Source organism: Peribacillus sp. FSL K6-1552, assembly GCF_038005205.1.
Taxonomy (GTDB): Bacteria; Bacillota; Bacilli; order Bacillales; family DSM-1321; genus Peribacillus; species Peribacillus butanolivorans.
Window position 1 is genome coordinate 433,221 of sequence record NZ_JBBOST010000001.1, and the last position, 25,225, is coordinate 458,445.

At 40.5% G+C, this 25,225-nt stretch carries 23 protein-coding genes; 21 read left to right on the plus strand and 2 right to left on the minus strand.

Annotated elements, in window-relative coordinates; genetic code table 11:
• The first annotated feature begins 25 nt into the window (after positions 1-25).
• Genes purM through purD form a run of 4 tightly spaced genes read left to right on the plus strand, consistent with a single transcriptional unit; the run spans position 26 to position 4,471 of the window.
• On the plus strand, positions 26-1,054 hold the full coding sequence (gene purM / locus NST21_RS02045; RefSeq protein WP_340887455.1) for a phosphoribosylformylglycinamidine cyclo-ligase: 1,029 nt from the start codon (positions 26-28) through the stop codon (positions 1,052-1,054).
• Positions 1,051-1,620 (plus strand): phosphoribosylglycinamide formyltransferase, encoded by a 570-nt coding sequence (purN, locus tag NST21_RS02050; RefSeq protein ID WP_340887456.1) that lies wholly within the window; start codon positions 1,051-1,053, stop codon positions 1,618-1,620. The genes purM and purN overlap by 4 nt, the downstream gene beginning before the upstream one ends.
• A 27-nt stretch (positions 1,621-1,647) precedes the next feature.
• Positions 1,648-3,180 (plus strand): bifunctional phosphoribosylaminoimidazolecarboxamide formyltransferase/IMP cyclohydrolase, encoded by a 1,533-nt coding sequence (purH, locus tag NST21_RS02055; RefSeq protein WP_056522789.1) that lies wholly within the window; start codon positions 1,648-1,650, stop codon positions 3,178-3,180.
• A 19-nt stretch (positions 3,181-3,199) separates the two neighbouring features.
• Entirely contained in the window at positions 3,200-4,471 is a 1,272-nt protein-coding gene (gene purD, locus NST21_RS02060) for a phosphoribosylamine--glycine ligase (RefSeq protein ID WP_053344211.1), read from the plus strand.
• Between the two features lie 53 nt (positions 4,472-4,524).
• On the opposite strand, the gene NST21_RS02065 is transcribed toward purD, so the two are convergent.
• Positions 4,525-4,791, minus strand: coding sequence for a YgaP-like transmembrane domain (locus NST21_RS02065; protein WP_056522785.1), 267 nt, complete (start codon positions 4,789-4,791; stop codon positions 4,525-4,527).
• Positions 4,792-4,937: 146 nt separating this feature from the next.
• Between NST21_RS02065 and NST21_RS02070 the strand changes: the two genes are divergently transcribed.
• From NST21_RS02070 to NST21_RS02150, 17 genes are all read left to right on the plus strand, one after another.
• On the plus strand, positions 4,938-6,683 hold the full coding sequence (locus tag NST21_RS02070) for an adenine deaminase C-terminal domain-containing protein (protein ID WP_056522784.1): 1,746 nt from the start codon (positions 4,938-4,940) through the stop codon (positions 6,681-6,683).
• Between the two features lie 43 nt (positions 6,684-6,726).
• Positions 6,727-7,764: a DUF3048 domain-containing protein gene (locus tag NST21_RS02075; RefSeq protein ID WP_340887457.1), complete on the plus strand. Its 1,038-nt coding sequence runs from the start codon at positions 6,727-6,729 to the stop codon at positions 7,762-7,764.
• A 27-nt stretch (positions 7,765-7,791) separates the two neighbouring features.
• Complete coding sequence (locus tag NST21_RS02080; RefSeq protein ID WP_053344215.1) at positions 7,792-8,106, plus strand: YerC/YecD family TrpR-related protein; 315 nt, start codon at positions 7,792-7,794, stop codon at positions 8,104-8,106.
• A gap of 234 nt (positions 8,107-8,340) precedes the next feature.
• Positions 8,341-9,024: a heptaprenylglyceryl phosphate synthase gene (locus NST21_RS02085; protein ID WP_340887458.1), complete on the plus strand. Its 684-nt coding sequence runs from the start codon at positions 8,341-8,343 to the stop codon at positions 9,022-9,024.
• 78 nt (positions 9,025-9,102) lie between these two features.
• Positions 9,103-11,352, plus strand: coding sequence for a DNA helicase PcrA (pcrA, locus tag NST21_RS02090; protein ID WP_340887460.1), 2,250 nt, complete (start codon positions 9,103-9,105; stop codon positions 11,350-11,352).
• A 103-nt stretch (positions 11,353-11,455) separates the two neighbouring features.
• Positions 11,456-13,462, plus strand: coding sequence for an NAD-dependent DNA ligase LigA (gene ligA / locus NST21_RS02095; RefSeq protein ID WP_340887461.1), 2,007 nt, complete (start codon positions 11,456-11,458; stop codon positions 13,460-13,462).
• Between the two features lie 11 nt (positions 13,463-13,473).
• Positions 13,474-14,643 carry a CamS family sex pheromone protein gene (locus NST21_RS02100; RefSeq protein ID WP_340887463.1) on the plus strand — a complete coding sequence of 390 codons (1,170 nt, stop codon included), beginning with the start codon at positions 13,474-13,476 and terminating at the stop codon, positions 14,641-14,643.
• A 200-nt stretch (positions 14,644-14,843) separates the two neighbouring features.
• The gene (gene pruA / locus NST21_RS02105; protein ID WP_340887465.1) at positions 14,844-16,391 is read left to right on the plus strand and encodes an L-glutamate gamma-semialdehyde dehydrogenase; all 1,548 of its coding nucleotides are present in this window, start codon (positions 14,844-14,846) and stop codon (positions 16,389-16,391) included.
• A gap of 274 nt (positions 16,392-16,665) precedes the next feature.
• Positions 16,666-16,956, plus strand: coding sequence for an Asp-tRNA(Asn)/Glu-tRNA(Gln) amidotransferase subunit GatC (gene gatC, locus NST21_RS02110; RefSeq protein ID WP_053344220.1), 291 nt, complete (start codon positions 16,666-16,668; stop codon positions 16,954-16,956).
• 12 nt (positions 16,957-16,968) lie between these two features.
• Positions 16,969-18,429: an Asp-tRNA(Asn)/Glu-tRNA(Gln) amidotransferase subunit GatA gene (gatA, locus tag NST21_RS02115; protein ID WP_340887467.1), complete on the plus strand. Its 1,461-nt coding sequence runs from the start codon at positions 16,969-16,971 to the stop codon at positions 18,427-18,429.
• A 12-nt stretch (positions 18,430-18,441) separates the two neighbouring features.
• A complete protein-coding gene (gene gatB, locus NST21_RS02120) occupies positions 18,442-19,869 on the plus strand; it encodes an Asp-tRNA(Asn)/Glu-tRNA(Gln) amidotransferase subunit GatB (protein WP_053344222.1) in 1,428 nt (475 codons plus the stop codon).
• Positions 19,870-20,052: 183 nt separating this feature from the next.
• Complete coding sequence (locus NST21_RS02125; RefSeq protein ID WP_340887469.1) at positions 20,053-20,595, plus strand: sigma-70 family RNA polymerase sigma factor; 543 nt, start codon at positions 20,053-20,055, stop codon at positions 20,593-20,595.
• A complete protein-coding gene (locus NST21_RS02130; protein ID WP_057218301.1) occupies positions 20,592-21,059 on the plus strand; it encodes a hypothetical protein in 468 nt (155 codons plus the stop codon). The genes NST21_RS02125 and NST21_RS02130 overlap by 4 nt, the downstream gene beginning before the upstream one ends.
• Complete coding sequence (locus NST21_RS02135; protein ID WP_056522770.1) at positions 21,052-22,122, plus strand: hypothetical protein; 1,071 nt, start codon at positions 21,052-21,054, stop codon at positions 22,120-22,122. The genes NST21_RS02130 and NST21_RS02135 overlap by 8 nt, the downstream gene beginning before the upstream one ends.
• A complete protein-coding gene (locus NST21_RS02140; protein ID WP_340887471.1) occupies positions 22,119-23,048 on the plus strand; it encodes a hypothetical protein in 930 nt (309 codons plus the stop codon). Before NST21_RS02135 ends, NST21_RS02140 begins: the two co-directional genes overlap by 4 nt.
• Before the next feature lie 184 nt (positions 23,049-23,232).
• The gene (locus NST21_RS02145; RefSeq protein WP_053344227.1) at positions 23,233-24,147 is read left to right on the plus strand and encodes a diacylglycerol kinase; all 915 of its coding nucleotides are present in this window, start codon (positions 23,233-23,235) and stop codon (positions 24,145-24,147) included.
• Between the two features lie 63 nt (positions 24,148-24,210).
• A complete protein-coding gene (locus NST21_RS02150) occupies positions 24,211-24,786 on the plus strand; it encodes a GNAT family N-acetyltransferase (RefSeq protein WP_340887473.1) in 576 nt (191 codons plus the stop codon).
• 78 nt (positions 24,787-24,864) lie between these two features.
• On the opposite strand, the gene NST21_RS02155 is transcribed toward NST21_RS02150, so the two are convergent.
• Positions 24,865-25,083, minus strand: a complete 219-nt coding sequence (locus NST21_RS02155) for a methionine aminopeptidase (RefSeq protein ID WP_340887475.1) — start codon at positions 25,081-25,083, stop codon at positions 24,865-24,867.
• Between the last annotated feature and the right edge of the window lie 142 nt (positions 25,084-25,225).

The window sequence follows — 25,225 nt, forward strand, 5'->3', positions numbered from 1 at the left end:
AGTGATTTTCGGAGGAGGATTTCAAATGGCTAATGCATATAAGCAGGCTGGTGTTGATATTGAAGCTGGTTATGAAGCAGTAAATCGAATGAAAAAACATGTAAAGCGCACATTTCGTCCGGAGGTAATGAATGGACTAGGCGGTTTCGGAGGAATGTTTGATTTGTCTTCCCTGAACCTTAAAGAGCCTGTGCTAATTTCAGGAACGGATGGAGTCGGGACAAAACTTCTGCTCGCGTTCATGATGGATAAACATGATACCATTGGGGTAGATTGTGTAGCTATGTGCGTTAACGATGTTGTCGTTCAAGGCGCTGCGCCTTTGTACTTTTTAGATTATATTGCCTGCGGTAAAGCGGATCCTGAACGAATTGAAATGATAGTCAAAGGTATTGCAGACGGCTGCGAGCAGGCAGGCTGCGCTTTAATCGGTGGTGAAACGGCGGAAATGCCAGGTATGTACGAAACGGAAGAGTATGATGTGGCAGGATTTACTGTTGGAGCTGTTGAAAAATCACGCTTAATTACGGGTAAGACAATTTCGGCGGGTGATGTTGTTATTGGGCTTGCTTCAAGTGGTATTCACAGTAACGGATATTCTCTAGTTCGTAAAATCCTCCTTGAAGATTCAGGAATGGATCTACATGAATTCATACCGGAGCTTGACTGCAAGTTAGGCGATGAATTATTGAAACCGACAAAAATCTATGTACAGTCTATTTTGTCCACACTTGAAAAGTTTGAAGTTAAGGGACTTGCCCATATTACGGGTGGAGGATTCATCGAGAATATTCCACGTATTCTTCCTGAAGGTTGCGGTGTTGAAATCGGGCTTGGAAGCTGGAAAATTCCACCTGTATTCTCGTTCCTTGAAGAAAAAGGGAACCTTGTTCAAGAGGAAATGTTCAATATTTTCAATATGGGGATTGGCATGACTGCTGTAGTGAAAAAAGAGGATGCGGCCGCTGTGGTTGCTCATCTACAGTCATGCGGTGAAGAGGCTTCAGTTATTGGAACAATTGTGGATGGAAATGGAGTGTCGTTTAAACAATGAAGCGTCTCGCAGTCTTTGCATCAGGTAACGGAAGTAATTTCCAATCAATTGCTGACGCAATAAAAGATGGAGTTCTGAACGCGGAAATCTGCCTTGTTGTTTGCGATCGTGAAGATGCTTATGTGCTTGAAAGAGCTAGGCTTGAGAATATTAGAACCTTCTCTTTTTCAGCGAAAAAGTACTCAAGTAAGGTCGAGTTTGAAACGGGAATTTTAGAGATACTTCGTCAACTTGAGGTTGAATTTATTATTCTAGCTGGTTATATGCGTTTAATTGGGCCAACATTATTACAGGCGTATTCACACAGAATTGTTAACATTCATCCTTCACTTTTGCCTAATTTTCCAGGCAAGGATGCAATTGGTCAGGCTTTTGACGCCAGAGTGGAAGAAACCGGGGTCACGATTCATTATGTCGATGATGGTATGGACACGGGCCCAATCATTGCCCAAAAGACAGTACCGATTCTTGCAGGAGATACGAAAGACATTCTCCAAATAAGGATTCAGGAAACGGAACATGGCATGTATCCATCAGTTTTACAGCAGCTATTCCAAAAGAAATAACATACATTATGGAGGGACCAACATACCATGAAGAAACGTGCTTTAATTAGTGTATCGGATAAAACAGGTATTGTAGAATTTGCTAAGGGATTAATAGAAGCAGGGTTTGAAATTATTTCAACCGGCGGTACGAAAAAAACGTTGCAGGATAATGGTGTAGACGTGATTGGAATCAGTGACGTTACTGGTTTCCCGGAAATTTTAGATGGACGCGTTAAAACGCTTCATCCGAATGTCCATGGAGCAGTTTTAGCAAAACATGGTGATGCAGATCACGCGGCACAGCTTGCAGAACATAATATTGAGCCTATTCAACTTGTCTGTGTAAACCTATACCCATTCCAAGCTACAATTTCTAAACCGGATGTTACTGTAGAAGATGCAATTGAAAACATTGATATCGGTGGACCGACAATGCTTCGTTCTTCTGCAAAAAACCACGAGTATGTGACGGTTATCGTTGATTCCAATGATTATCCAACCGTATTGGCTGAACTGAAAGACGGAGGAGTTTCAAAAACAACGAATCGCCGTCTGGCTGCAAAAGTCTTCCGCCATACAGCAGCATATGATGCTGTTATTTCTGAATACATGACAGAGCTTGCTGAAGAAGAGAATCCAGAATCATTGACTGTTACTTATGAATTGAAACAGTCGCTTCGTTATGGGGAAAATCCGCATCAAAAGGCAGCTTTTTATAAAAAACCGCTTGGTTCTGTTTTCTCAATTGCTGAAGCGAAGCAATTACACGGAAAAGAGCTTTCTTTCAACAACATTAATGATGCAGATGCTGCACTTCAAATTGTTAAAGAATTCAATGAGCCCGCTGCAGTAGCTGTCAAACATATGAATCCTTGCGGAGTCGGTGTCGGAACGACCATATTAGAAGCGTACGAAAAAGCATACGAGGCGGATTCTACTTCCATCTTTGGTGGAATCATTGCCCTGAACCGTGAAGTAGATAAAGCAACTGCAGAAAAGCTTCATGAAATTTTCCTTGAAATCATCATTGCTCCTGCGTTTACAGAAGAGGCAGTGGAAGTGTTAACAAGCAAGAAAAACCTTCGCTTATTAACGATTGATTTCAACGCAGCTAAAAAACCTGAGCGTAAATTGACTTCAATTGAAGGCGGATTACTTATACAAGATCGTGATGCACATAGTTTGAAGGATGCAGAAGTAAAAGTAGCAACAAAACGCGAACCTACCCTTGAAGAGTGGAAAGCCCTAGAACTTGGCTGGAAAATCGTGAAGCATGTGAAATCAAATGCAATCGTGGTATGTAACGATCAAATGACATTAGGTGTTGGCGCTGGTCAAATGAACCGTGTCGGAGCTGCAAAAATTGCGCTAGAACAAGCTGGTGAAAGAGCAACAGGCAGTGCTTTGGCATCGGATGCTTTCTTCCCAATGGATGATACTGTTGAAGCGGCAGCGAAAGCAGGAGTTACGGCAATCATTCAACCGGGTGGCTCTGTAAAAGACCAAGATTCAATCAAGAAAGCTGATGAATATGGAATTGCAATGGTATTCACAGGGATTCGTCACTTTAAACATTAATCAAAGATGAGGTGCGATAATGAATGTACTAGTGATTGGCCGGGGTGGCAGGGAGCATGCTATTGCCCGCAAACTGTTTGAAAGTAAACGGGTGGAGAAAGTTTTTGCAGCACCAGGAAATCCGGGCATGACCGATGTAGCAAATCTGGTGCCCATTGAAGAAACAAATCATGAGGATTTGGTTGCTTTTGCAAAAGAAAATGCAGTTTCATTGACGGTAATTGGCCCAGAAACGCCATTATTGAATGGACTAGCTGACGACTTTGCTAAAGCGGGCCTACAGGTGTTCGGCCCAAATAGCAGGGCTGCGGTCATTGAAGGAAGTAAATCTTTCGCTAAGGATTTAATGAAGAACTACAGCATTCCGACAGCAGAATATGAAACGTTTACTGATTTTGATTCTGCAAAGGCATATATTGAAAAAATAGGAGCGCCTATCGTTATTAAGGCAGATGGCTTGGCTGCAGGCAAAGGTGTCGTAGTCGCAATGACGATGGAAGAGGCGTTAGACGCCATCCACGATATGCTTGTCGGGGCTAAGTTTGGAGAAGCTTCTGCCAAAGTTGTTATTGAGGAATTTCTCGATGGCGAGGAATTTTCGTTGATGGCATTCGTGAATGGTGAAAAAGTGTATCCGATGGTTATCGCCCAAGACCATAAGCGCGTTTTCGACGGAGATCAAGGTCCGAACACAGGCGGAATGGGTGCCTATTCGCCGGTGCCGCAAATTTCCGATGAAATGGTTCAGACAGCTGTCGAAACAATCTTGCAGCCGACAGTAAATGCGATGATTTCAGAAGATCGTCGTTTTACCGGTATTTTATATGCCGGATTAATTGCTACGGAAAAAGGTACAAAAGTCATTGAGTTCAATGCTCGTTTTGGGGATCCGGAAACGCAAGTTGTTTTACCGAGGCTAAAAACGGATTTCGTTGATACGCTTGAAGCGGTCCTTTTAGGTAAGGATTTACAACTTGAATGGCATGAAGATGCAGTACTTGGTGTAGTAGTGGCAGCAGAGGGGTATCCTGGAGATTACAAAAAGAATTCAATCATTAAAGGGTTGGACAAGATTAATCCAGATGCTCATATTTATCATGCTGGAACTGCTAAAAATAGCGAGGGATCTTTTGTTTCAAACGGTGGCCGTGTGCTTCTGGTTGCTGCAAAAGGAAAAGATTTAGCCTCTGCTCAAGCTAAAGTTTATAAAGAATTGAGTCATGTTGAAAAAGACGGGTTGTTTTGGCGTACAGATATCGGTTATCGTGCCATTCAATACAATTTATCATGATAAATTGAAAGAAGCTGACTCTAAGAGAGTCAGCTTCTTCTTTAGAAAAAGATTTAATAAGAATCAGGTGAATTAAAATCATTTTCTGTTTTTTGTTCTTTTTTCATTAATGTTTGTCCATTCTCCATAGCGTCCACGATTGGACAATAGCGTAGAATGCCTTCACCAATTTTCATAGCAGATATCATGACGACAAATAAGTAAGATTGGTTTTTCCAAGGTTTTTTAACCATTTTTGCTGTTGCCCATGATAGAAAGGTAAAACCACAGGTAATCCGCATAAGTGCATTTATTATACTAATATTTTGTTTAAACTTCATAATAAGTACATCCCTTCACAAAAAATTAACAATTTTTCAGTTAACATTACTGTGCTAATCTGGTAAGTATGTTAGTATGAAATAAAATTGGGTTAAAAATGGTTTTTTTATTGCATTTGTTTCAAAAAAATTATGGGGGAATGTTTATGCTTGAACAGCGCTATAGATGGAAAAATAAACATCTACGTGAACATATAGATGTGCTGGATGGCAATAGGGCACCACACATTCTGCTTAAAAATACGACTTATTTAAATCAGGCTTTACGAAAATGGGTGAAAGCGAATATCTGGATCTATGATGATCGCATAATCTATGTTGGCGAAAAGCTTCCTGAAAATATAGACCGCTGCGAAATGGTTGACTGTACAAATCAGTACCTGGTCCCGGGATATATTGAGCCGCATTCACATCCTTCTCAATTATATAATCCCCTTTCTTTTTCACGTTATGCATCTCATTTTGGGACAACGACATTAATCAATGATAACTTGCCATTTCTATTGCAGTTAGAAAAAAAGAAAGCGTTTTCTCTTTTGAAAGAACTTCGTAATATTCCTGTTACAATGTATTGGTGGAGTCGTTTTGATGGGCAAACGGAATTAGTAGACGAGGATATGGTATTTTCACATGGTGCAGTTAAATCTTGGCTGGAGCACGATGCCGTACTACAGGGCGGTGAACTAACGGGATGGCCGAAGCTCCTCGACGGGGATGACATGATGTTGCACTGGATTCAGGAAGCAAAGCGGATGAGGAAGAAAATAGAAGGACACTTTCCGGGTGCGTCGGAGAAAACGTTGGCGAAGATGACGTTGTTTGGTGCTGATTGTGATCATGAGGCAATGACAGGCGATGAGGTCATGTCTCGTCTGCTACAGGGTTATTATGTTTCACTAAGGCATTCTTCTATCCGACCGGATCTTCCTAAGTTGATACAAGAAATACATGATATGGGCATCGATCATTATGACAAATTCTTTTATACAACAGATGGATCACCTCCGTCTTTTTATGAAGGTGGTTTTATAGACAGCTTAATCAAAATAGCAATAGAGCAAGGTGTTCCGGTCATTGATGCTTATAATATGGCAACTATTAATATCGCCCGCTATTATAATATTGAATATCTTCATGGTAATATTGCTACTGGAAGGGTTGCCAACATTAATTTTCTGACAGATATAAAGGAACCGGCACCAGTTTCTGTAATGGCAAAAGGGAAATGGGTGAAACGGGATGGTGAAGTAATTCCTGATTCTCAGGAAATCAACTGGAGCGATTTTGATTTTAAACCGCTTGAACTTGATTGGGATCTTAGTTTAAAGGAAGATTTTGAATTTTCTATGCCGTTTGGAATTGAACTGGTCAATAACGTAATCACGAAGCCATATTATCTTTCCAATGACGTTGGGCATGAAGAACTGACCTTTAAAGATGATGAATGCTTTTTCATGCTCATTGACCGTGAAGGTAAATGGCGCATTAATACGATATTAAAAGGCTTTGCCAATAAATTGTGTGGTTTTGCAGGTTCTTATACAAATACAGGTGACATAATCTTAATTGGTAAACGGAAACAGGATATGCATTTAGCATTTAACCGGTTGAAGGAAATTGGCGGTGGTATTGTTTTGACTGAACAAGGCCAGGTGATACATGAACTGCCTTTAAAATTAAAAGGAGTCATGTCCAATAAGGAGGTTCCTGAACTAATTAAAGAAGAGAATGAGTTGAAAAAGCTGCTACGTGAAAGGGGTTATCGCTTTGCTGATCCGGTGTATACCCTTTCATTCTTTTCAACAACTCATCTTCCCTATATAAGGGTAACCCAGCGAGGAGTATATGATGTAATGAATAAAACTATACTCTTTCCTACTATAATGCGTTAAAATATAAGAGAAGAAATGGTTAAAAAATCAGGGGAGTGGAAAGATGAAATTTAAGAGAGTTCTTTTCATCATTATTGCTATTTTTCTGCTAGCAGGCTGTTCGACTAAAGAAGAACCTGTACTAGATGACAGTAAGCCGAAAGATGCAGCTGTCATTAAAAATACAGATGTTAAAAACGAGCCTTCAAACATGTTTCCACTTACTGGTGTAGCCACGAATGAAGATACCGAGCAAAGGGCTGTAGCGGTGATGATTAATAATCATCCAAAAGCGCGTCCACAATCTGGTCTCTCAGATGCGGACATAGTCTATGAATTGCTGGCGGAAGGCGACATAACCAGATTTTTAGCTGTTTTCCAAAGTGAAATGCCGAACCAAATCGGACCGGTTCGGAGTGCAAGGGACTATTATATCGAAATGGCCAAAGGTTTGGACTGCATCTATGTGTGTCATGGGAATAGCCCAGAGGCAAAAACCATGCTGGACAAAGGATATATTGATAACTTGAACGGCCTATATTATGATGGTACTTTGTTTCAGCGCTCAACAGATCGAAACGCACCGCATAATTCCTACACTTCTTTTGATAATATTGAAAAGGGCGCGAAGGAAAAAGGATATGAGCTGACAGGTGCACCAGAGCCATTTACTTTCCTGACAGAGGAAGAGGCGGTTGATCTGCAAGGAGAATCGGCTTTGAAAATTGAGATATCCTACGGATCGGCAGAGTTCAATGTAAAGTATGAATATGAAGGAACAGAAGAGAAATATAAACGTTATTCTAATGGTGAGCAAACAGTCGAGCATAAATCAAGCAAACCGATTTTACTGGATAATATATTCATCATTGAGATCACTCATCAAGTGGTTGATGATAAAGGACGCCTTAAAATTGATTTAAAAAGTGGCGGAAAAGGTTATTTACTTCAAAAGGGGAAGGTCAATGAAGTAGAATGGGTTAATAAAGATGGTCGAATTATACCAGTGAAAAACGATAAAGAAGTAGGGTTGATACCGGGGAAAACTTGGGTCAATATTATTCCGAATCAACCTGGTTTAGTAGAAGACGTCTCATTTTGATACCCATGAAAATTGAGGGGGAGAAACATGCAAATTGATAAGTTAAGAGGGAAAGAAACGGATCAGCTGTTTAAGTCGATACTTTCCTTGCGCGATTTAGACGAATGCTATCGATTTTTTGATGACTTATGTACAGTCAATGAAATTTCATCATTAGCACAGCGCCTTGAAGTAGCCCGTATGCTTGAAGAAGGTAAAACCTATCATAAAATCGAAAACGAAACAGGGGCTAGCACGGCCACGATTTCTAGGGTTAAACGCTGCTTAAACTACGGAAATGATGCCTACACCATGGCTCTTAACCGTATAAAGGAAAACGTTGAAGAAACAACGGAATCTTAATGAATTCGATTTTTTTATATTGTATGAAATAGAAAAAGCCGAGGAATTCGTTTCCCGGCTTTTTATTTTGAGCAAGCGTTTTCTATAGCGGCTACCGTCCGGTCGTATCCGTGTTATATTGGAATTTAGATTCAGAGGTTTCCAGTTGGTAAACATTTTATCGATACTTCTCTTTTTTAATGAAAAATCTTAATGCTATAATGGTGAAATGGGAAGTGTGAATGGAGGATTATAATGTACGATTTTCACGAGTGGAAACATGTTTTCAAACTCGATCCAAATAAAGAAATAAGCGATGAGGCGTTAGAAAAAGTCTGTGAATCTGGTACAGATGCAATTATGGTTGGAGGCACCGATGGAATTACGCTTGAGAATGTACTTCATTTGATGGCGCGAGTTAGGCGATATACAGTTCCATGTGTGATGGAGATTTCATCGGTTGAAACAGTGACGCCGGGATTCGATTTATATTTTATTCCGAGTGTCCTAAATAGCACCAATCCGGATTGGATGATGAAACTGCATCAGCAAGCAGTTAAAGAATACGGATACCTTTTGAATTGGGATGAAATTTTCGTAGAAGGATATTGCATCTTAAATCCTGAGTGTAAGGCGGCTCAATTGACGAAAGCCAATACGGATCTGGATATGGATGATGTAGGTGCATATGCAATGATGGCAGAAAAGATGTTCAAACTGCCGGTTTTTTATCTTGAATACAGCGGTGTTTATGGCGATGTTCAGATGGTGGAAGCGGCGAGAGAGAGTTTGGAGAATACTGTACTATTCTACGGCGGTGGGATTAAATCAGTAGAGCAGGCCAAAGAGATGGCGGAGTTTGCGGACGTAATCGTTGTTGGTAATGTGATCTATGAAGATTTGAAAACGGCGCTTGCAACAGTTGAGGCTGTTAAATGATAATTTGACCAAAATGTAAATAGGGAAAAAATGTAGTATACTAAAACAGAAACGAATGTTCGTATAGGTGGTGTGATAATGCAATATTTAGCGGAAAAATTACTAATAGGTTTGAATGAACAGCAACAAAAAGCAGTAAAAGCAACAGATGGTCCACTTCTAATTATGGCTGGGGCAGGAAGTGGAAAGACGCGTGTGCTGACTCACCGTATTGCTTACTTGATGGTTGAGAAGGAAATAGCACCTTGGAATATCCTTGCAATCACGTTTACTAATAAAGCCGCACGTGAAATGAAAGAAAGAATCCGTACCATTCTGGGCGGTGCGTCCGAAGATATCTGGATTTCAACGTTCCACTCGATGTGTGTCCGTATTTTGCGAAGAGATATTGATCGGATTGGATTTAATAGGAATTTCTCAATTTTAGATACGACGGATCAGCAATCAGTTATTAAGCAAATTATGAAAGACCGTAATATGGATACAAAGAAATATGATTACCGGGCCATTTTAGGTAGTATCAGTTCAGCAAAAAATGAATTGGTCGGACCAGAAGAATACCTCAAAACTGCGTCAGATTATTTTACTAAAGTAACGGCAGATGTATATACAGAATACCAAAAACGTTTGCGGAAAAATTCAGCCCTCGATTTTGATGATTTGATCATGATGACGATTCAATTGTTCCAACTTATACCGGAAGTGCTAGAATATTATCAGCGGAAGTTTCAATACATTCATGTTGATGAGTATCAAGATACAAACAGGGCTCAATATATGCTTGTTAAACTGCTAGCTTCACGATTCCGTAATCTCTGTGTTGTAGGGGATTCAGATCAGTCGATCTATCGCTGGCGCGGTGCGGATATTGCGAATATCCTTTCATTTGAAAAAGATTATCCTAATGCCAATATGATTTTCCTTGAACAGAATTATCGTTCAACGAAAAAGATTCTTGAAGCGGCGAATAAGGTCATCGATAATAATCGAAACCGGAAGCCGAAAAATCTTTGGACCGAGAATGTAGAGGGTAATAAGATTTTCTATTACCGTGCAGACAATGAACAAGGGGAAGCGCAATTTGTAGCAGGAAAGATAAATGAATTAGCTAAGGACGGTAGTAGAAAATATTCCGATATAGCAATCCTTTACAGAACAAATGCACAATCACGGGTAATGGAGGAAGTTCTGCTTAAATCCAATATTAACTATGCAATCGTCGGCGGCACTAAGTTCTATGATCGTAAAGAGATTAAGGATTTACTTGCCTATCTGCGTCTTATTGCAAATCCTGATGATGACATCAGTCTTCGCCGTGTAATAAATGTACCGAAACGAGGTATTGGTGCAACTTCAATGGACAAAGTAGCAGATTATGCAGATCAATATGATCTTTCCATTTATAAAGCACTTGAGTCCGTGGAAATGATTGGGATAAGCGGGAAGGCTACCAAAGCAGCAAGGGAATTCCACACGTTAATTACTAACTATACAAATCAGCAGGAGTACTTATCTGTGACGGAACTGGTGGAAGAAGTCATTAAAAAAACCGGTTACCGTGAGATGCTGCAAGCAGAAAAAACAATTGAATCACAAAGCCGTCTTGAAAATATAGATGAGTTTTTATCTGTAACGAAAGCATTCGAAAGTAACAGCGAGGACAAATCATTGATTGGCTTTTTAACTGACCTGGCGTTGGTTGCTGATATTGATCAATTAGATGAGAACTCCGAAGAAGCTACAAATACGGTAACGTTAATGACACTACATTCGGCGAAGGGATTAGAATATCCGGTAGTCTTTTTACTGGGCCTTGAAGAAGGAGTTTTCCCTCATAGCCGCTCGCTCATGGATGAGGAGGAGATGGAAGAAGAACGCCGTCTTGCTTATGTGGGGATTACAAGGGCTGAAAATGAGTTGTTCATCAGTAATGCCCAAATGCGGACACTGTATGGACGGACGAGCATGAATCCAGTTTCACGGTTCATCGGAGAAATACCCGAGGAACTTCTTGAAGATCTTAAACCGAAACCTGCTCCTAGATCCAAGCAGACTCCATTCAGTTCTCAGGCGAGAACAGGGAACACTGCGACGGCTTCCACAAGAAAAATGCCTACCTTTGGGCGAGCTGTTTCTGCCCCATCTGCAACAGGCGGTGAAGAGATTGGTTGGGCCGTTGGTGATAAGGCTTCCCATAAAAAATGGGGAATTGGAACCGTGGTGAGTGTAAAAGGAGAAGGCGAAGGAAAGGAACTGGATATTGCATTCCCAAGTCCAATCGGCATTAAACGCCTATTGGCGAAATTTGCACCAATAGAAAAAGCCTAAGCTATGAATATGCGTCTACTGGTGAAGAATAGGGATATCTGACTTAGACACCGCTCTTCTAAGATGAAGTGCGGTGGAGTCTTCTTTAGAAAGGATTGAACGTATGGACATACAAGCTGCAGAGAAGATTGTTCTTGAGCTGCAAACTTTATTGAACCAATATAGCTATGAATATTATGTGATGGACCAGCCATCCGTACCTGATGCTGAATATGATCGGCTTTTACGTGAATTAATTGAGTATGAAGAGAAATTTCCCGAGCTGAAAACAGCCGATTCTCCAACACAGCGGGTCGGTGGGGCCATCCTGGATATGTTCGAAAAAGTGGAGCATACGACACCGATGCTTAGCCTAGGTAATGCTTTCAATGAAAGTGACTTACGCGATTTCGACAGAAAGGTCCGACAGGCTGTAGGTGACAATTTTTCCTATGTATGTGAATTGAAAATAGATGGACTTGCCGTCACACTTCAATATGAAAATGGATATTTCGTAAGAGGAGCAACCCGAGGAGACGGAACAATTGGTGAAGATATTACCGAAAACCTGAAAACAATCAAGTCAATTCCTTTGAAGGTACGGGAGCCTATTGCCATAGAAGTGCGTGGTGAGGCATTCATGCCAAAAAAATCATTCGAATCTCTAAATAAGGCGAAGGAAGAACGCGGGGAAGAACCTTTTGCAAACCCTCGTAATGCAGCTGCTGGCTCTTTGAGACAACTTGACCCAAAACTCGCCGCGAAACGGAACTTGGATGTATACCTTTATGCGATTGCTGATTTAGGTGAAACAGGGGTTCGTTCACACAGCGAGGGTCTAGATTTATTGGATGAACTAGGGTTTAAAACAAATAAGGAACGAAAAACCTGTACGAATATAGAGGAAGTTCTTGCCTATATTGAAGAATGGACTGAACAACGTCCAAACTTGGCCTACGATATCGATGGAATTGTCGTAAAAGTGGATTCACTTGAACAGCAGGATGAACTAGGTTTTACGGCAAAAAGTCCGCGATGGGCGATTGCCTACAAATTTCCAGCCGAAGAAGTCATCACAACACTAAGAGCTATCGAGCTGAATGTTGGCCGAACGGGAGTGTTGACACCAACGGCTGTTTTGGATCCTGTTCGGGTAGCGGGAACGACTGTGCAACGAGCTTCGCTGCATAACGAAGATTTAATCCGTGAAAAGGACATCCGTATTGGAGATCAAGTGGTCGTGAAAAAAGCAGGCGATATCATTCCAGAGGTCGTCAATGTACTAGCAGAACATCGTACGGGGGAAGAAGTCGAGTTCCAGATGCCGACTGAGTGCCCAGAATGTGATAGCGAGCTTGTCCGACTGGACGGGGAGGTCGCCCTACGATGCATCAACCCGAAATGTCCGGCACAAATCCGAGAGGGCTTGATTCACTTTGTATCACGGACAGCAATGAATATCGACAGTTTAGGTGAAAAAGTAATTAGCCAGTTATTTAAGGAAGCGCTCATACAGGATGTAGCTGATATTTATAAGCTTACATACGATCAAGTGATAGCATTGGAACGGATGGGAGATAAATCCGTCAATAAACTCCTTCATGCAATCGAAGCTTCAAAAAGCAATTCGCTAGAAAAATTACTATTCGGCCTTGGTATCCGCCATGTTGGTTCGAAAGCAGCGAAGACCCTTGCGAGGGAATTCGGCACTATGGAAGCCTTAAGCAAGGCGAGCCGTGAAGAACTTACAGCAATTAATGAAATTGGAGAAAAAATGGCTGATTCCATCGTGGCGTATTTTGAATTGGAGGAAGTGCATGCACTGTTGAATGAGTTGGAAGCAGCCGGTGTGAACCTTACCTATAAAGGGGCAAGAGCTGTTTCTATAGAAGAAATCGATTCCATTTTCGCTGGAAAAACAGTCGTTTTGACAGGGAAACTGCATCAGCTAACACGTTATGAAGCGAAAGAAAAATTAGAGGCGCTAGGAGCTAACGTTGCCGGAAGTGTCAGCAAGAAAACGGATTTGGTCGTGGCCGGCGAAGATGCTGGTTCCAAACTAGAAAAGGCAGAAAGCCTAGGCGTTCTCGTATGGGATGAAGAGAGACTGATTGAGGAACTAAAAAAATAAGAGGTGTAGCTATGAGGAAACACTCTATTTTGGGGATGATTCTTATACTACTTCTTGCTGGATGTGCACCTAGTTTTGAGGATAAGCAAGAGGTAGTTCAAGACTCCAAAAACGACAAGGATACAGCAATTATTCCGAAGTATAAAATTTCGGAAGAATATTATCAAACGATTCTTCCGTTTGAGCCATCAAAAGCCCGCGGTTTGGTCGTTTCGAATTTAAATACTCGATATGATATCGAAGAGTTTGAAAATGGACTGATGCGGTTGGCACAAACTCAATTTGACCCGGAAGATTACCTATTTCAAGAGGGGCAAATGCTCGACAGTTCCAAGATATCATCCTGGTTGAACAGAAAATATACAAAAAGCCAGTTGAAAGAAAAGAACATGAAAGAAAAGGATAACGAAGGTTTAAATCCTGTTGATTCAGGAGAAGGTGACATTGATAAGCGGAATGATGAAAATCCAATTTATCTTGCTCATATTTTAGAACATAATTATTTAGTCAAAACAAAAGATAATTCAGTGAGCCTTGGCGGAGTTGTAATAGGCCTTGCCCTAAATTCAGTCCATTACTATCAAAAAGAAGCATACGGGGCAACCTATGAAAAGAAAATTGATAGTAAAGAACTAAAACAAGAAGGGGAGAAAATTGCTGAGGAAGTCTTAAAAAGATTGCGTAAAATGGACAAGCTGAAAAATGTTCCGATTACCATTGCCTTGTTTGAGCAAAATGAAAAATCCTCTGTAGTGCCTGGGAATTTTATTTCCTATACGAATATCGGGAAAAACTCTAACAATATTGGAAAATGGACAGACTTAAACGAAGAATACTTCCTATTTCCTTCGGCAGGTGCAGAAAAAAAATATCGGGATGACGTCAACACATTCACAAATTTTAAAGAAGATGTTGAAGAATATTTCCCTAACTTTAACGGAGTTATTGGCAGGGCATTTTATATGGATGACCAATTACAAAGCTTGAACATCGATATCCCTATCCAATTTTATGGAAACTCAGAAGCGATTGGCTTTACACAATATGTAGCTGGTCTTGTAATGGAACGTTTCCCTAAATATATTGCCGTACAAGTATCGATCACTTCTGTAAATGGACCCGAAGCACTTATTGTTCGCGAGGCAAATCAAGACGAACCAACCGTGCATATATACGAATAAAAAAAGATGAAGCTTAACAAGCTTCATCTTTTTTATTTGGAACAAATCTAGCCATAAGTAACCTTAACAAAATGGCTTTATGCCTGGCTATTATTCTTGAATGCTATTATCTTATTTATACATAATTTGAGGGGTTTAACAGTTTTAGTTAGAATAAGATTGATAGTGTTGAAAGTTATTTAAAACAGGGAGGGATTGTTTTGGTGCAATTGTATAAACATGAACCGTTTACGGATTTTTCTCAAGTGGCAAATAGCGAGGCGTATCAACAGGGGTTAGGCAGGGTGAAAAAATACTTAGGTCAGAATTATGATTTAGTCATTGGTGGAGAAAAAATCTCTACAGAAAATAAAATTATTTCTATTAGTCCAGCTAAAAAAGAAGAAGTGATAGGCTATGTATCGAAAGCCAATCGTGATTTGGCTGAGAAGGCGGTTCAGGCAGCGGATGCGGCCTTTCAGACATGGCGTAAGGTAAAGCCTGAAGTAAGGGCAGATATACTGTTCAAAGCGGCAGCTATTGTCCGACGGAGGAAACATGAATTTTCGGCCTTGCTGACGAAAGAAGCTGGCAAGCCGTGGAATGAGGCAGATGGTGATACGGCTGAGGCTATCGATTTCTTAGAGTTTTATGCAAGACAGATGCTCAAATTAAAAGACGGAATTCCTGTACAGAGCAGACCGAATGAAAATAATCGCTATGATTATATTCCACTTGGAGTGGGAATTATTATTTCCCCCTGGAATTTTCCTTTTGCTATTATGGCAGGAACGACTGTTGCGGCCATCGTAACGGGAAATACGGTTCTGTTAAAACCGGCATCGACTACTCCGGTTATCGCGGCTAAATTTGTGGAGGTGATGGAGGAAGCAGGTCTGCCTAAGGGGGTATTGAACTTTGTCCCGGGGAGCGGTTCAGAAGTAGGCGATTATCTTATCGATCACCCCCGCACCCGTTTTGTTTCATTTACAGGATCTCGTGAAGTAGGTACGAGAATTTATGAACGTGCCGCAAAAGTGAATGAAGGCCAAATTTGGCTGAAGCGGGTGATTGCGGAAATGGGTGGTAAAGATACGATTGTAGTTGATAAGGAAGCGGACCTTGAATTGGCTGCTCAATCGATCGTGAATTCGGCATTCGGTTTTTCCGGGCAAAAGTGTTCTGCCTGTTCCCGGGCGGTCATTGTTGCTGAAGTATATGATCAGGTGCTAGAGCGTGCTTTAGAACTGACAAAGGAATTGTCCGTTGGTGATCCAGAAGATGGTGCAAACTTCATGGGGCCGGTCATCGATGGTCAAGCTTATAAAAAAATCATGGAATACATTGAAATTGGGAAACAAGAAGGTCGCTTAGCTGCTGGTGGAAAGGGTGATGATACAACCGGTTATTTCATTGAACCAACGATCATTGCCGATCTTGATCCATATGCCCGGCTCATGCAAGAAGAGGTTTTCGGCCCAGTTGTTGCTTTTTCGAAAGCAAAAGACTTTGATGAAGCTATTGAGATTGCAAATAATACGGATTATGGCCTGACGGGAGCAGTAATTACGAATAATCGTGAACATATGGAAAAAGCACGTGATGATTTTCATGTGGGAAATCTATACTTCAACCGTGGATGTACGGGCGCGATTGTAGGCTATCAGCCGTTTGGAGGCTTTAATATGTCAGGTACAGACTCAAAAGCAGGAGGACCTGATTATCTTATCCTTCATATGCAAGGAAAAACGACTTCAGAAGCATATTAATGGAAATGTAATCCCTTCCTATTTAGGAAGGGATTTTTGCAAGAATCGAGAACATTTGACTAATTTGACCGCCTTCTTGGAATTTCCCCGGAAATTTCGGCAACTTTCTCATATTTCCCGGAAAATACTTCTTTTTCTTTAAGAAATATTTGAATTTCGACATGGTATCTCTTGTTGCTTTACTGTGCAATAGTTTGATATGATTTAAACGATGATTTTATGGAGAAAAGCGACTATTTTAGTCGATTTGGATATTTTTTCGGAGGTGAAGAGAATGTCACGAATTTCTATGGAACAAGTAAAACACGTTGCCCATTTGGCTCGTTTGGCAATTACGGAAGAAGAAGCAGAACAGTTTCAGAATCAGCTTGAACAAATGATTTCGTTTGCGGAGCAGTTGAATGAACTTGATACGGATCAGGTAAACCCGACTTCTCACGTTTTGGATATGAAAAATGTAATGCGCGAAGATGTTGCAAAACCAGGATTACCCGTAGAAGAAGTAGTTAAGAATGCACCGGATAGCAAAGAAGGATATATCCGTGTACCAGCCATTATGGAATAAGGAGGAACAATGATGTCGTTGTTCGAACAAAAAGTTTCCGAGCTTCATCAACGTTTACATAATAAAGAGATCAGCGTTACTGATCTTGTTAACGAATCGTATAAGCGAATCGGACAGGTAGAAGACAAGGTGAAGGCATTTTTGACATTAGATGAAGAAAACGCCCGCAACCAAGCAAAACAATTGGATGACCAATTAGTAAAAGGCGAGAGCCAAGGCGCCCTGTTTGGCATGCCAATCGGTGTTAAGGATAATATTGTTACTAAAAATTTACGGACGACTTGTGCGAGCAAAATTTTGGAGAACTTTGATCCAATCTATGATGCAACCGTTGTTCAAAAGCTACAGCAGGCAGAAACGGTGACAATTGGAAAATTGAACATGGATGAATTTGCGATGGGTTCTTCAAATGAGAACTCAGCATATCAGGCAACACGCAATCCATGGAATACGGATTATGTACCAGGTGGCTCTTCAGGTGGTTCAGCTGCATCTGTCGCTTCTGGTGAAGTCTTATTCTCATTAGGTTCTGACACAGGTGGATCGATTCGCCAACCAGCTGCATACTGCGGAGTTGTCGGCTTAAAGCCTACATATGGGCGGGTTTCCCGTTTCGGACTTGTAGCCTTTGCTTCTTCATTAGATCAAGTCGGTCCGGTGACAAGAACGGTTGAAGATAATGCATACCTTCTTGAAGCGATTTCAGGCGTCGATCCAATGGATTCCACATCTGCTAACTTAGACGTACCGAATTTTGTGAATTCATTAACAGGCGATGTTAAAGGGTTGAAAATTGCAGTTCCTAAAGAATACCTTGGTGAAGGTGTTGGGGAAGAAGCACGTAATTCTGTACTTGAAGCTTTAAAAGTATTAGAAGGACTTGGAGCTGTATGGGAAGAAGTTTCCCTGCCGCATTCCAAATATGCTCTAGCAGCATACTATCTGCTTTCTTCATCAGAAGCATCGGCAAACCTTTCCCGTTTTGACGGCGTTCGCTTCGGTCACCGTACAGATAATGCAGAAACCTTAATTGAAATGTACAAGCAAACTCGATCGGAAGGATTCGGTGACGAAGTAAAACGCCGTATCATGCTTGGAACTTTCTCCTTAAGCTCTGGTTATTATGATGCTTATTATAAAAAGGCTCAAAAAGTGCGTACATTGATCAAAAAAGACTTTGAAGATGTATTTGAAAAATATGATGTAATCGTTGGACCGACAACACCTACACCAGCTTTCAAAATCGGTGAAAAAGTTGCCGATCCATTAACGATGTATGCGAATGATATTTTAACGATTCCTGTCAACCTTGCTGGCGTACCAGGTATTTCCGTACCTTGTGGTTTCGCTGCTAATGGTCTTCCGCTTGGTCTGCAAATGATCGGGAAGCATTTTGATGAAAGCACGATTTACCGCGCTGCTCACGCATTTGAGCAAGCAACAGATTTTCATAAACAATTTCCTAAGCTGTAAGGGGTGAAAAAAATGGACTTTGAAACGGTAATTGGTCTAGAAGTACACGTAGAATTAAAAACAGATTCAAAAATTTTCTCATCGAGCCCGAACCAATTCGGTGCCTCTCCAAATAGCAATACGACTGTAATCGATCTTGGCTATCCAGGTGTATTGCCTGTCGTCAATAAAAAGGCTGTTGATTTTGCAATGAAAGCTGCTATCGCGCTAAATTGTGAAGTGGCAGAAATCACGAAATTTGACCGGAAAAACTATTTTTATCCAGACAATCCGAAAGCTTACCAAATTTCTCAATTCGATCAGCCAATCGGTGAACATGGCTGGATTGAAATCGAAGTCGGTGGCAAGAAAAAGAAAATCGGCATTACACGTATTCATATGGAAGAAGATGCTGGTAAGCTGACACATAAAGGGAACTATTCACTTTGTGATTACAACCGCCAAGGTACTCCGCTTGTTGAGATCGTATCCGAGCCGGATATCACGTCTCCTGAAGAAGCGTATGCTTATCTGGAAAAATTGAAATCCATTATTCAATACACGGGTGTTTCCGATTGTAAAATGGAAGAAGGCTCACTTCGCTGTGATGCTAACATTTCCTTGAAACCAGTTGGGCAAAAAGAATTCGGTACGAAAACTGAATTGAAAAACTTGAACTCATTCAACTTCGTTCGTAAAGGGTTGGAGCATGAAGAAATCCGACAAGCAGAAGTATTGAATGAAGGCGGCGTAATCGAACAGGAAACACGTCGTTTCGATGAAGCTACAGGTAGAACAGTTCTAATGCGTATTAAAGAAGGCTCTGATGATTACCGCTATTTCCCCGAACCAGATTTATTGACTATCCATATCGACGAAGAATGGAAAGCACGCATTACTGCGGAGATTCCAGAACTTCCAGATGCACGAAAAAAACGTTACGTTGAAGAATTTGGTTTACCAGAGTATGATGCTGCTGTTTTAACGGTAACAAAAGAAATGGCTGATTTCTTTGAAGCAACAGTTGCTTCAGGTGCGGATGCGAAACTTGCATCGAACTGGATCATGGGTGAGGTTTCTGCTTTCTTAAACGCAGAAGGGAAAGAACTGCATGATGTAGCGTTGACTGCTGAATCATTGGCAGGAATGATCAAACTGATTGAAGATGGTACAATTTCTTCTAAAATCGCGAAAAAGGTATTCAAAGAGTTGATCGAAAACGGTGGTAACGCAGAAACGATCGTTAAGGAAAAAGGACTTGTCCAGATTTCTGACGAAGGTGCATTACGATCAGCGGTTGAAGAAGCTTTGAATAATAACCCGCAATCAATTGAAGATTTTAAAGCTGGTAAACAAAAAGCAATCGGCTTCCTTGTCGGACAAATTATGAAAGCGACAAAAGGCCAAGCTAATCCACAACTTGTTAATAAAATTTTGGTTGAAGAAATCAATAAACGTTAATAATTGACCGTATCACTTTCTAAGTGATGCGGTTTTCATATGGTTATCAAAAGAGTTTTACGAGGAAATACTGGAACTTGTGAGTGAGAAATTAATTTTATATTTTTTTTGGAGTTATCTGTAGGGGTAACTCCTTTTTGTGTCGTCTATTACATGAATGCTTAAATGTAAGGGGGGAGAGAAGTGACAGATGAGTTAGTGGAGAAGGTGAGAGGTGGAAATGATCATGCTTTCCGGATATTGATAGAAACGTATAAGGAGACGATTTTTAGAACCGTCTATTCCGTTTTACGCAATCAAAAGGATGCAGAAGATGCCACCCAGGAAGTCTTTATCAAAATCTATACTTCTCTTCCTCAATATAAAAATCAAGGTTTCAAAACATGGATTACGCGTATTGCCGTCAATCATGCAATAGATTTGAAGAGAAAACGAGAAAGGCAAAAGGAAGAATCACATGAAGTACAGCCTTCGGAAGCTCATTTAGGCTTATCTGATGATGTTGAGGCAGTATTTTTTCGAAATGAAAAACAAAAGCAAGTATTCCGGAAGCTGAATGACCTTCCGGAGGGGTATCGGGACGTTGTGTATGGCTATTACATACAAGAAAAAACATTCCAGCAAATTGCAGAGGAACAGCAGATTCAAGTCAAATCTGTTGAGGTAAAGCTATATCGGGCAAGGAATTGGATGAGAAAACATTGGAAAGAGGAGGATTTTTCATGAACCATGTTTCTGAAGCAGGGTGGATTGCTTATTTGGCGGATGAAATGCCTGATAATCTAAAAATAGAATATGAAAATCATTTATACTCCTGTGATGAGTGTTTAACAGTCTATATGGAGGCGATGGAAAGAGCCGAATCTAGTCTGCTCGTTGAAGAACTTGATATCGCAGATTCTGTTATGAGCTCGATTGCTCAACTAAATGAAGTATCTTTTGAAGAGGTTAAGCAAATCAGAAAAGAAAAATCTCTTCGGACGATTACAAGACATTACCTGATTGCCGCTGGTTTTACGATTCTATTAATGGCAGCTGGAGTTTTTCAATCCCTGACTGAATACGTTGATTCTGTAGAATCCAGTACTGTAAAGGAAACTCAGACCTTAACCGATGGTCTTATTGATAAAACATTTAATTGGATGGACTCTATTGAAAAGAAAAATAAGGAGGGGTTTAGAAATGAATAAAAGTCCGATATTAGCTTTTTTGTTATCATTTCTGCCGGGTTTTGGTCATTTTTACCTAGGTAGGAGATATAAAGGTTTATTTTATTTTCTAGCCACGCTTGGATTAGGGCTGGGAGGCTTTTTTCTTACATTGATTAGTCAAGTGGAAGCGTTTCTTGCCTTTTCCATTATAGGAATGGTGTTTTATTTCATCAGTATATTTGACTTGGTAGTTACCTCTCTAAGAAATCCTAAAAGCGAAACGGATGCAGGGGGAATAGTGGATCAGCCGGAAGCAGAAAGATTCTATGTAATTGTCCTTTCATTCGTGCCTGGTCTCGGACATTTCCAGCTCGGCCTCATGAATCGGGGACTTATTTTTCTAATTGGCTTTTTAGGCCTTGGCATTATGGTGATATTCATCAGTGTGATGACACAAATGGAAGGTCTGCTAATATTCATGGCTTTATTGCCAGTTATCTGGATTTACAGCTTTTTTGATTCTGTTCAACAGCTGAATAAAAAGCAAAGGGGTGAGGAGCTTATTGATCGGACCGTGTTGGAAGATTTCGAGGAGAGACGGGAATCTGGGAAGAAGAGTAAATCGGTCGCGACTTTATTCGCCATTTTCCCTGGGGCAGGTCATTTATATTTAGGGCTGCAGAAACGCGGAATCCAATTGATGGCCGGCTTTTTATTCGCCATTTATATATTGGATTTACTCCGTTTAGGATTCTTCTTTTTCCTTATACCGATCATCTGGTTTTACAGCTTTTTTGATGGATTACAAAAAGCGGCTAAAATGGAAGAGGGTCCTGTTGAAGATACGCCCATAATTTCGGGAATTGTCAATCAGCAAAAATGGGTAGGCCTTGGTTTGGTGGGTCTAGGAATTTATTTCTTGGCAAGTAACATTATCGTTCCGGCAATTGCACCTCATTTAGATGAATGGGTTGGAAGCAACTTAGAATATTGGTTTAGAGATTATTTTCAAAAAGGACTCGTGTGTATCCTTCTTATAGGTGGAGGAATAAAATTGTTAGCTGGAAGTAAAAAAGCGAGAGACAAGGAGGAGACAAAATGAGAACATGGAGAGTCGGAACAATTTCAATGGGAGTCTCTCTGGTTGGTTTAGGTATGATTTTACTGATTTCTCAAATTGCAAATATGAATATGACGACGATTCTTCTTTCTTGGTGGCCGTTGCTTTTCATTATTTTGGGAGTGGAAATTCTCTTATATATCTATTTTTCCAGAAAAGAAAGTTCCTTTGTAAAATATGATATTCTTAGTATTCTTTTCGTAGGATTGCTTGGAACGACGGGAATTGTTTTAATTCTGCTGACATCAAGTGGAATAATGGATCAAGTCAGGGCAGCCGTGCAAAGCGAAGAAAAAACAGTGAATTTACCTGGGTTCAATGAAAAGGCTGGAAAAGACATTCAGAGGGTCGTTCTAGATTCTGGATCATACCCATTGACGGTTGAAAGTGGGACCGATGAAAAAGTTTCTATATTCGGGACGTATGATGAGCTTGTAACAGTAGATGCTGAATCCCTGTTGAAAAAGACGGAAGATTATTTAATGGTTGAGAGGAACGGTGATACACTTTATATCAGCTTCAAGGATTTACCGGTTCAAAATAGCCTTTTAGGCGGAGGCAGGACGAATCTCAAGGCTACTCTTATTATCCCTGCTGAATTATCATTAGAGATTAATGGACAAAGCACGGATCTTGTCTTAAAGCCAAGACAGCTTTTAAGTAATTGGAGTGTAAAAGATAGCGGCTACCTTAGTGTATACCTTCAAGAAAATAGTGATATCAAGATTGAAGCAAAAGGTGTCGAGGAGCTCGAGGGGCCTGAAAATAGCTGGAAAACGACCGAGATAAAAGAAGAAGACACGAATGAAGAAGGCACTGAAAAAAAGAATGGTACATTAAAGTCTGGAAAAGGGAATCATATCTTAACTGTCTTCGATACGTATAAAGTGAATGTTCATTACCCATAATTTTAAACCATTTACTAGAATAAAATTGTAAAAAGCTTTATAATTTCTCTGATAAGATTTCTGGAAAAAAGCATATAAAGAAATGGGCCGAAATGCGGTCCTCTTTTTTTTCGAATATTGCTTTTCATGTAGTGAACGATTAATATGTAATTTATGGAATCAATTTGTATAAGGATGATGGGAAATGAAAAGAGCAAGGTTGATTTACAACCCGACATCAGGCCGGGAAGCCATTAAGAAGAGTTTACCAGGGGTGCTTGCAAAGCTTGAAGCAGCTGGATATGAGGCTTCTACACATGCGACGACCGGTGCTGGTGATGCAACGAATGCAGCTAAAATTGCCATTGAACGCGGCTATGATATTGTCATTGCAGCAGGAGGCGACGGAACGATTTATGAGGTTGTTAATGGACTGGCCACTGCAGAAAAACGCCCAAAACTAGGAATTATTCCGACAGGAACGACGAATGATTTCGCGCGGGCACTGCATTTACCGAAGTCAATCGAAGGGGCAGCTGATATTATTGCCAGTGGGCATACGATGCCAATCGATATTGGAAAAATGAATGATAAATATTTCATCAATATTGCTGGTGGGGGTCGATTGACTGAATTGACCTACGACGTGCCAATCAAGCTGAAAACAATGCTTGGGCAGCTAGCTTACTACATTAAAGGGATTGAAATGCTACCTTCTATCAAGCCGACAGAAGTTTCAATCGAATATGATGGAAAGCTTTTCGAAGGCGAGATTATGCTATTTTTAGTCGCCAATACAAATTCGGTCGGTGGCTTCGAAAAACTCGCACCAGACGCATCCCTAAATGACGGCATGTTCACGTTACTTATTTTGAAAAAGGCAAATCTTGCTGATATTGTCCGAGTCGTAACTTTGGCAATGCGCGGTGAACATATACATGATAAAAATGTCATTTATGAAAAAGCAAATCGGATCAAAGTAACTGCAAAAAAAGACATGATGCTTAATTTGGACGGGGAATTTGGTGGCATGGCCCCAGCTGAATTCGTAAACCAGTACCGTCATTTTGATGTATTCATCCCGGAAGGAATATTGCCGGACGATCCAACAAATAAATAATGAAAAGAAGGTCACTAAAGTGGGTGGCCTTTTAATTTTAATCTAGCAAGGAGAATGGGTAACGTGTACATCAGAAGAGCGACACCAGAAGACGCAGAAAAGGCAGCAGTATTAACACGACTTGCGATAAAGGAAATTGCCGAGGAGTTAACTGGCGAAACAGAAGAAGAAACAATACTCACCGTTCTTGCCGACTTTTTTAGAAAAAGTGGAAATCGAATCAGCTATGAAAATACCTTCGTTAGTGAACATAATGGGGAAGTATCTGGACTGATCATTGCCTATCATGGAAAAGATGCTAAAGGGTTAGATGAACCAATAGTTGAACGATTACGGCGGAAAATGAAAGATTCGAGTATTACACTCGACAAGGAAGCAGAGAGTGATGACTTTTATCTGGATACATTATGTGTTGACCCGAATTTTCAAGGGAAAGGAATTGGAAGTGCACTAATTCAATATGTTGAGGAGTATGCTAAGGAAAAAGGCTACCCAAGGGTTTCTTTAGTCGTTGAAGATGTGAATGAAGGGGCAAATCGTCTCTATAACAGGTTAGGATATAAAAAAATAAAAACCATTATGATAAGTGGCTATGAATTTGGATATATGGTGAAAAAATTAGAAGAACCCCTTGTTTAACAGGGGGTCCTTTTTACGTGTGTTTTTGATATATCACTTCTTCCACCATTCATTGAACTTTTCTTAGTGGAATGGGATCTACATTTGCTGTCCGTTCATCGCAGCCCAATCAGCATAAACTCCGCTTCCGTTGCAGCCGGGACAGTCGTGTATATCGGAAAAATGATATTCCGTTGGTACGAAAGAGCTGTATCCTCGCCCATAACAATCCGGACAGAGGCCCTTTTCCTCCATGCTTACTCGATGTTTTTCTAGCCTGTTTGCATTCCAGGCAGATATAGAGTTAAACAAACCCATTTCTTCACCTCATCTATTTTTCCTTATTTTTCTTTTTTTACCTCACTTTTATACATGGAACTATGAAAAAACGTAATTTCTTCTACTATTATTTTATGAAAACCAATGTAAATTGGTGAGTGGTTTTGTGGCAAGGCTCTGA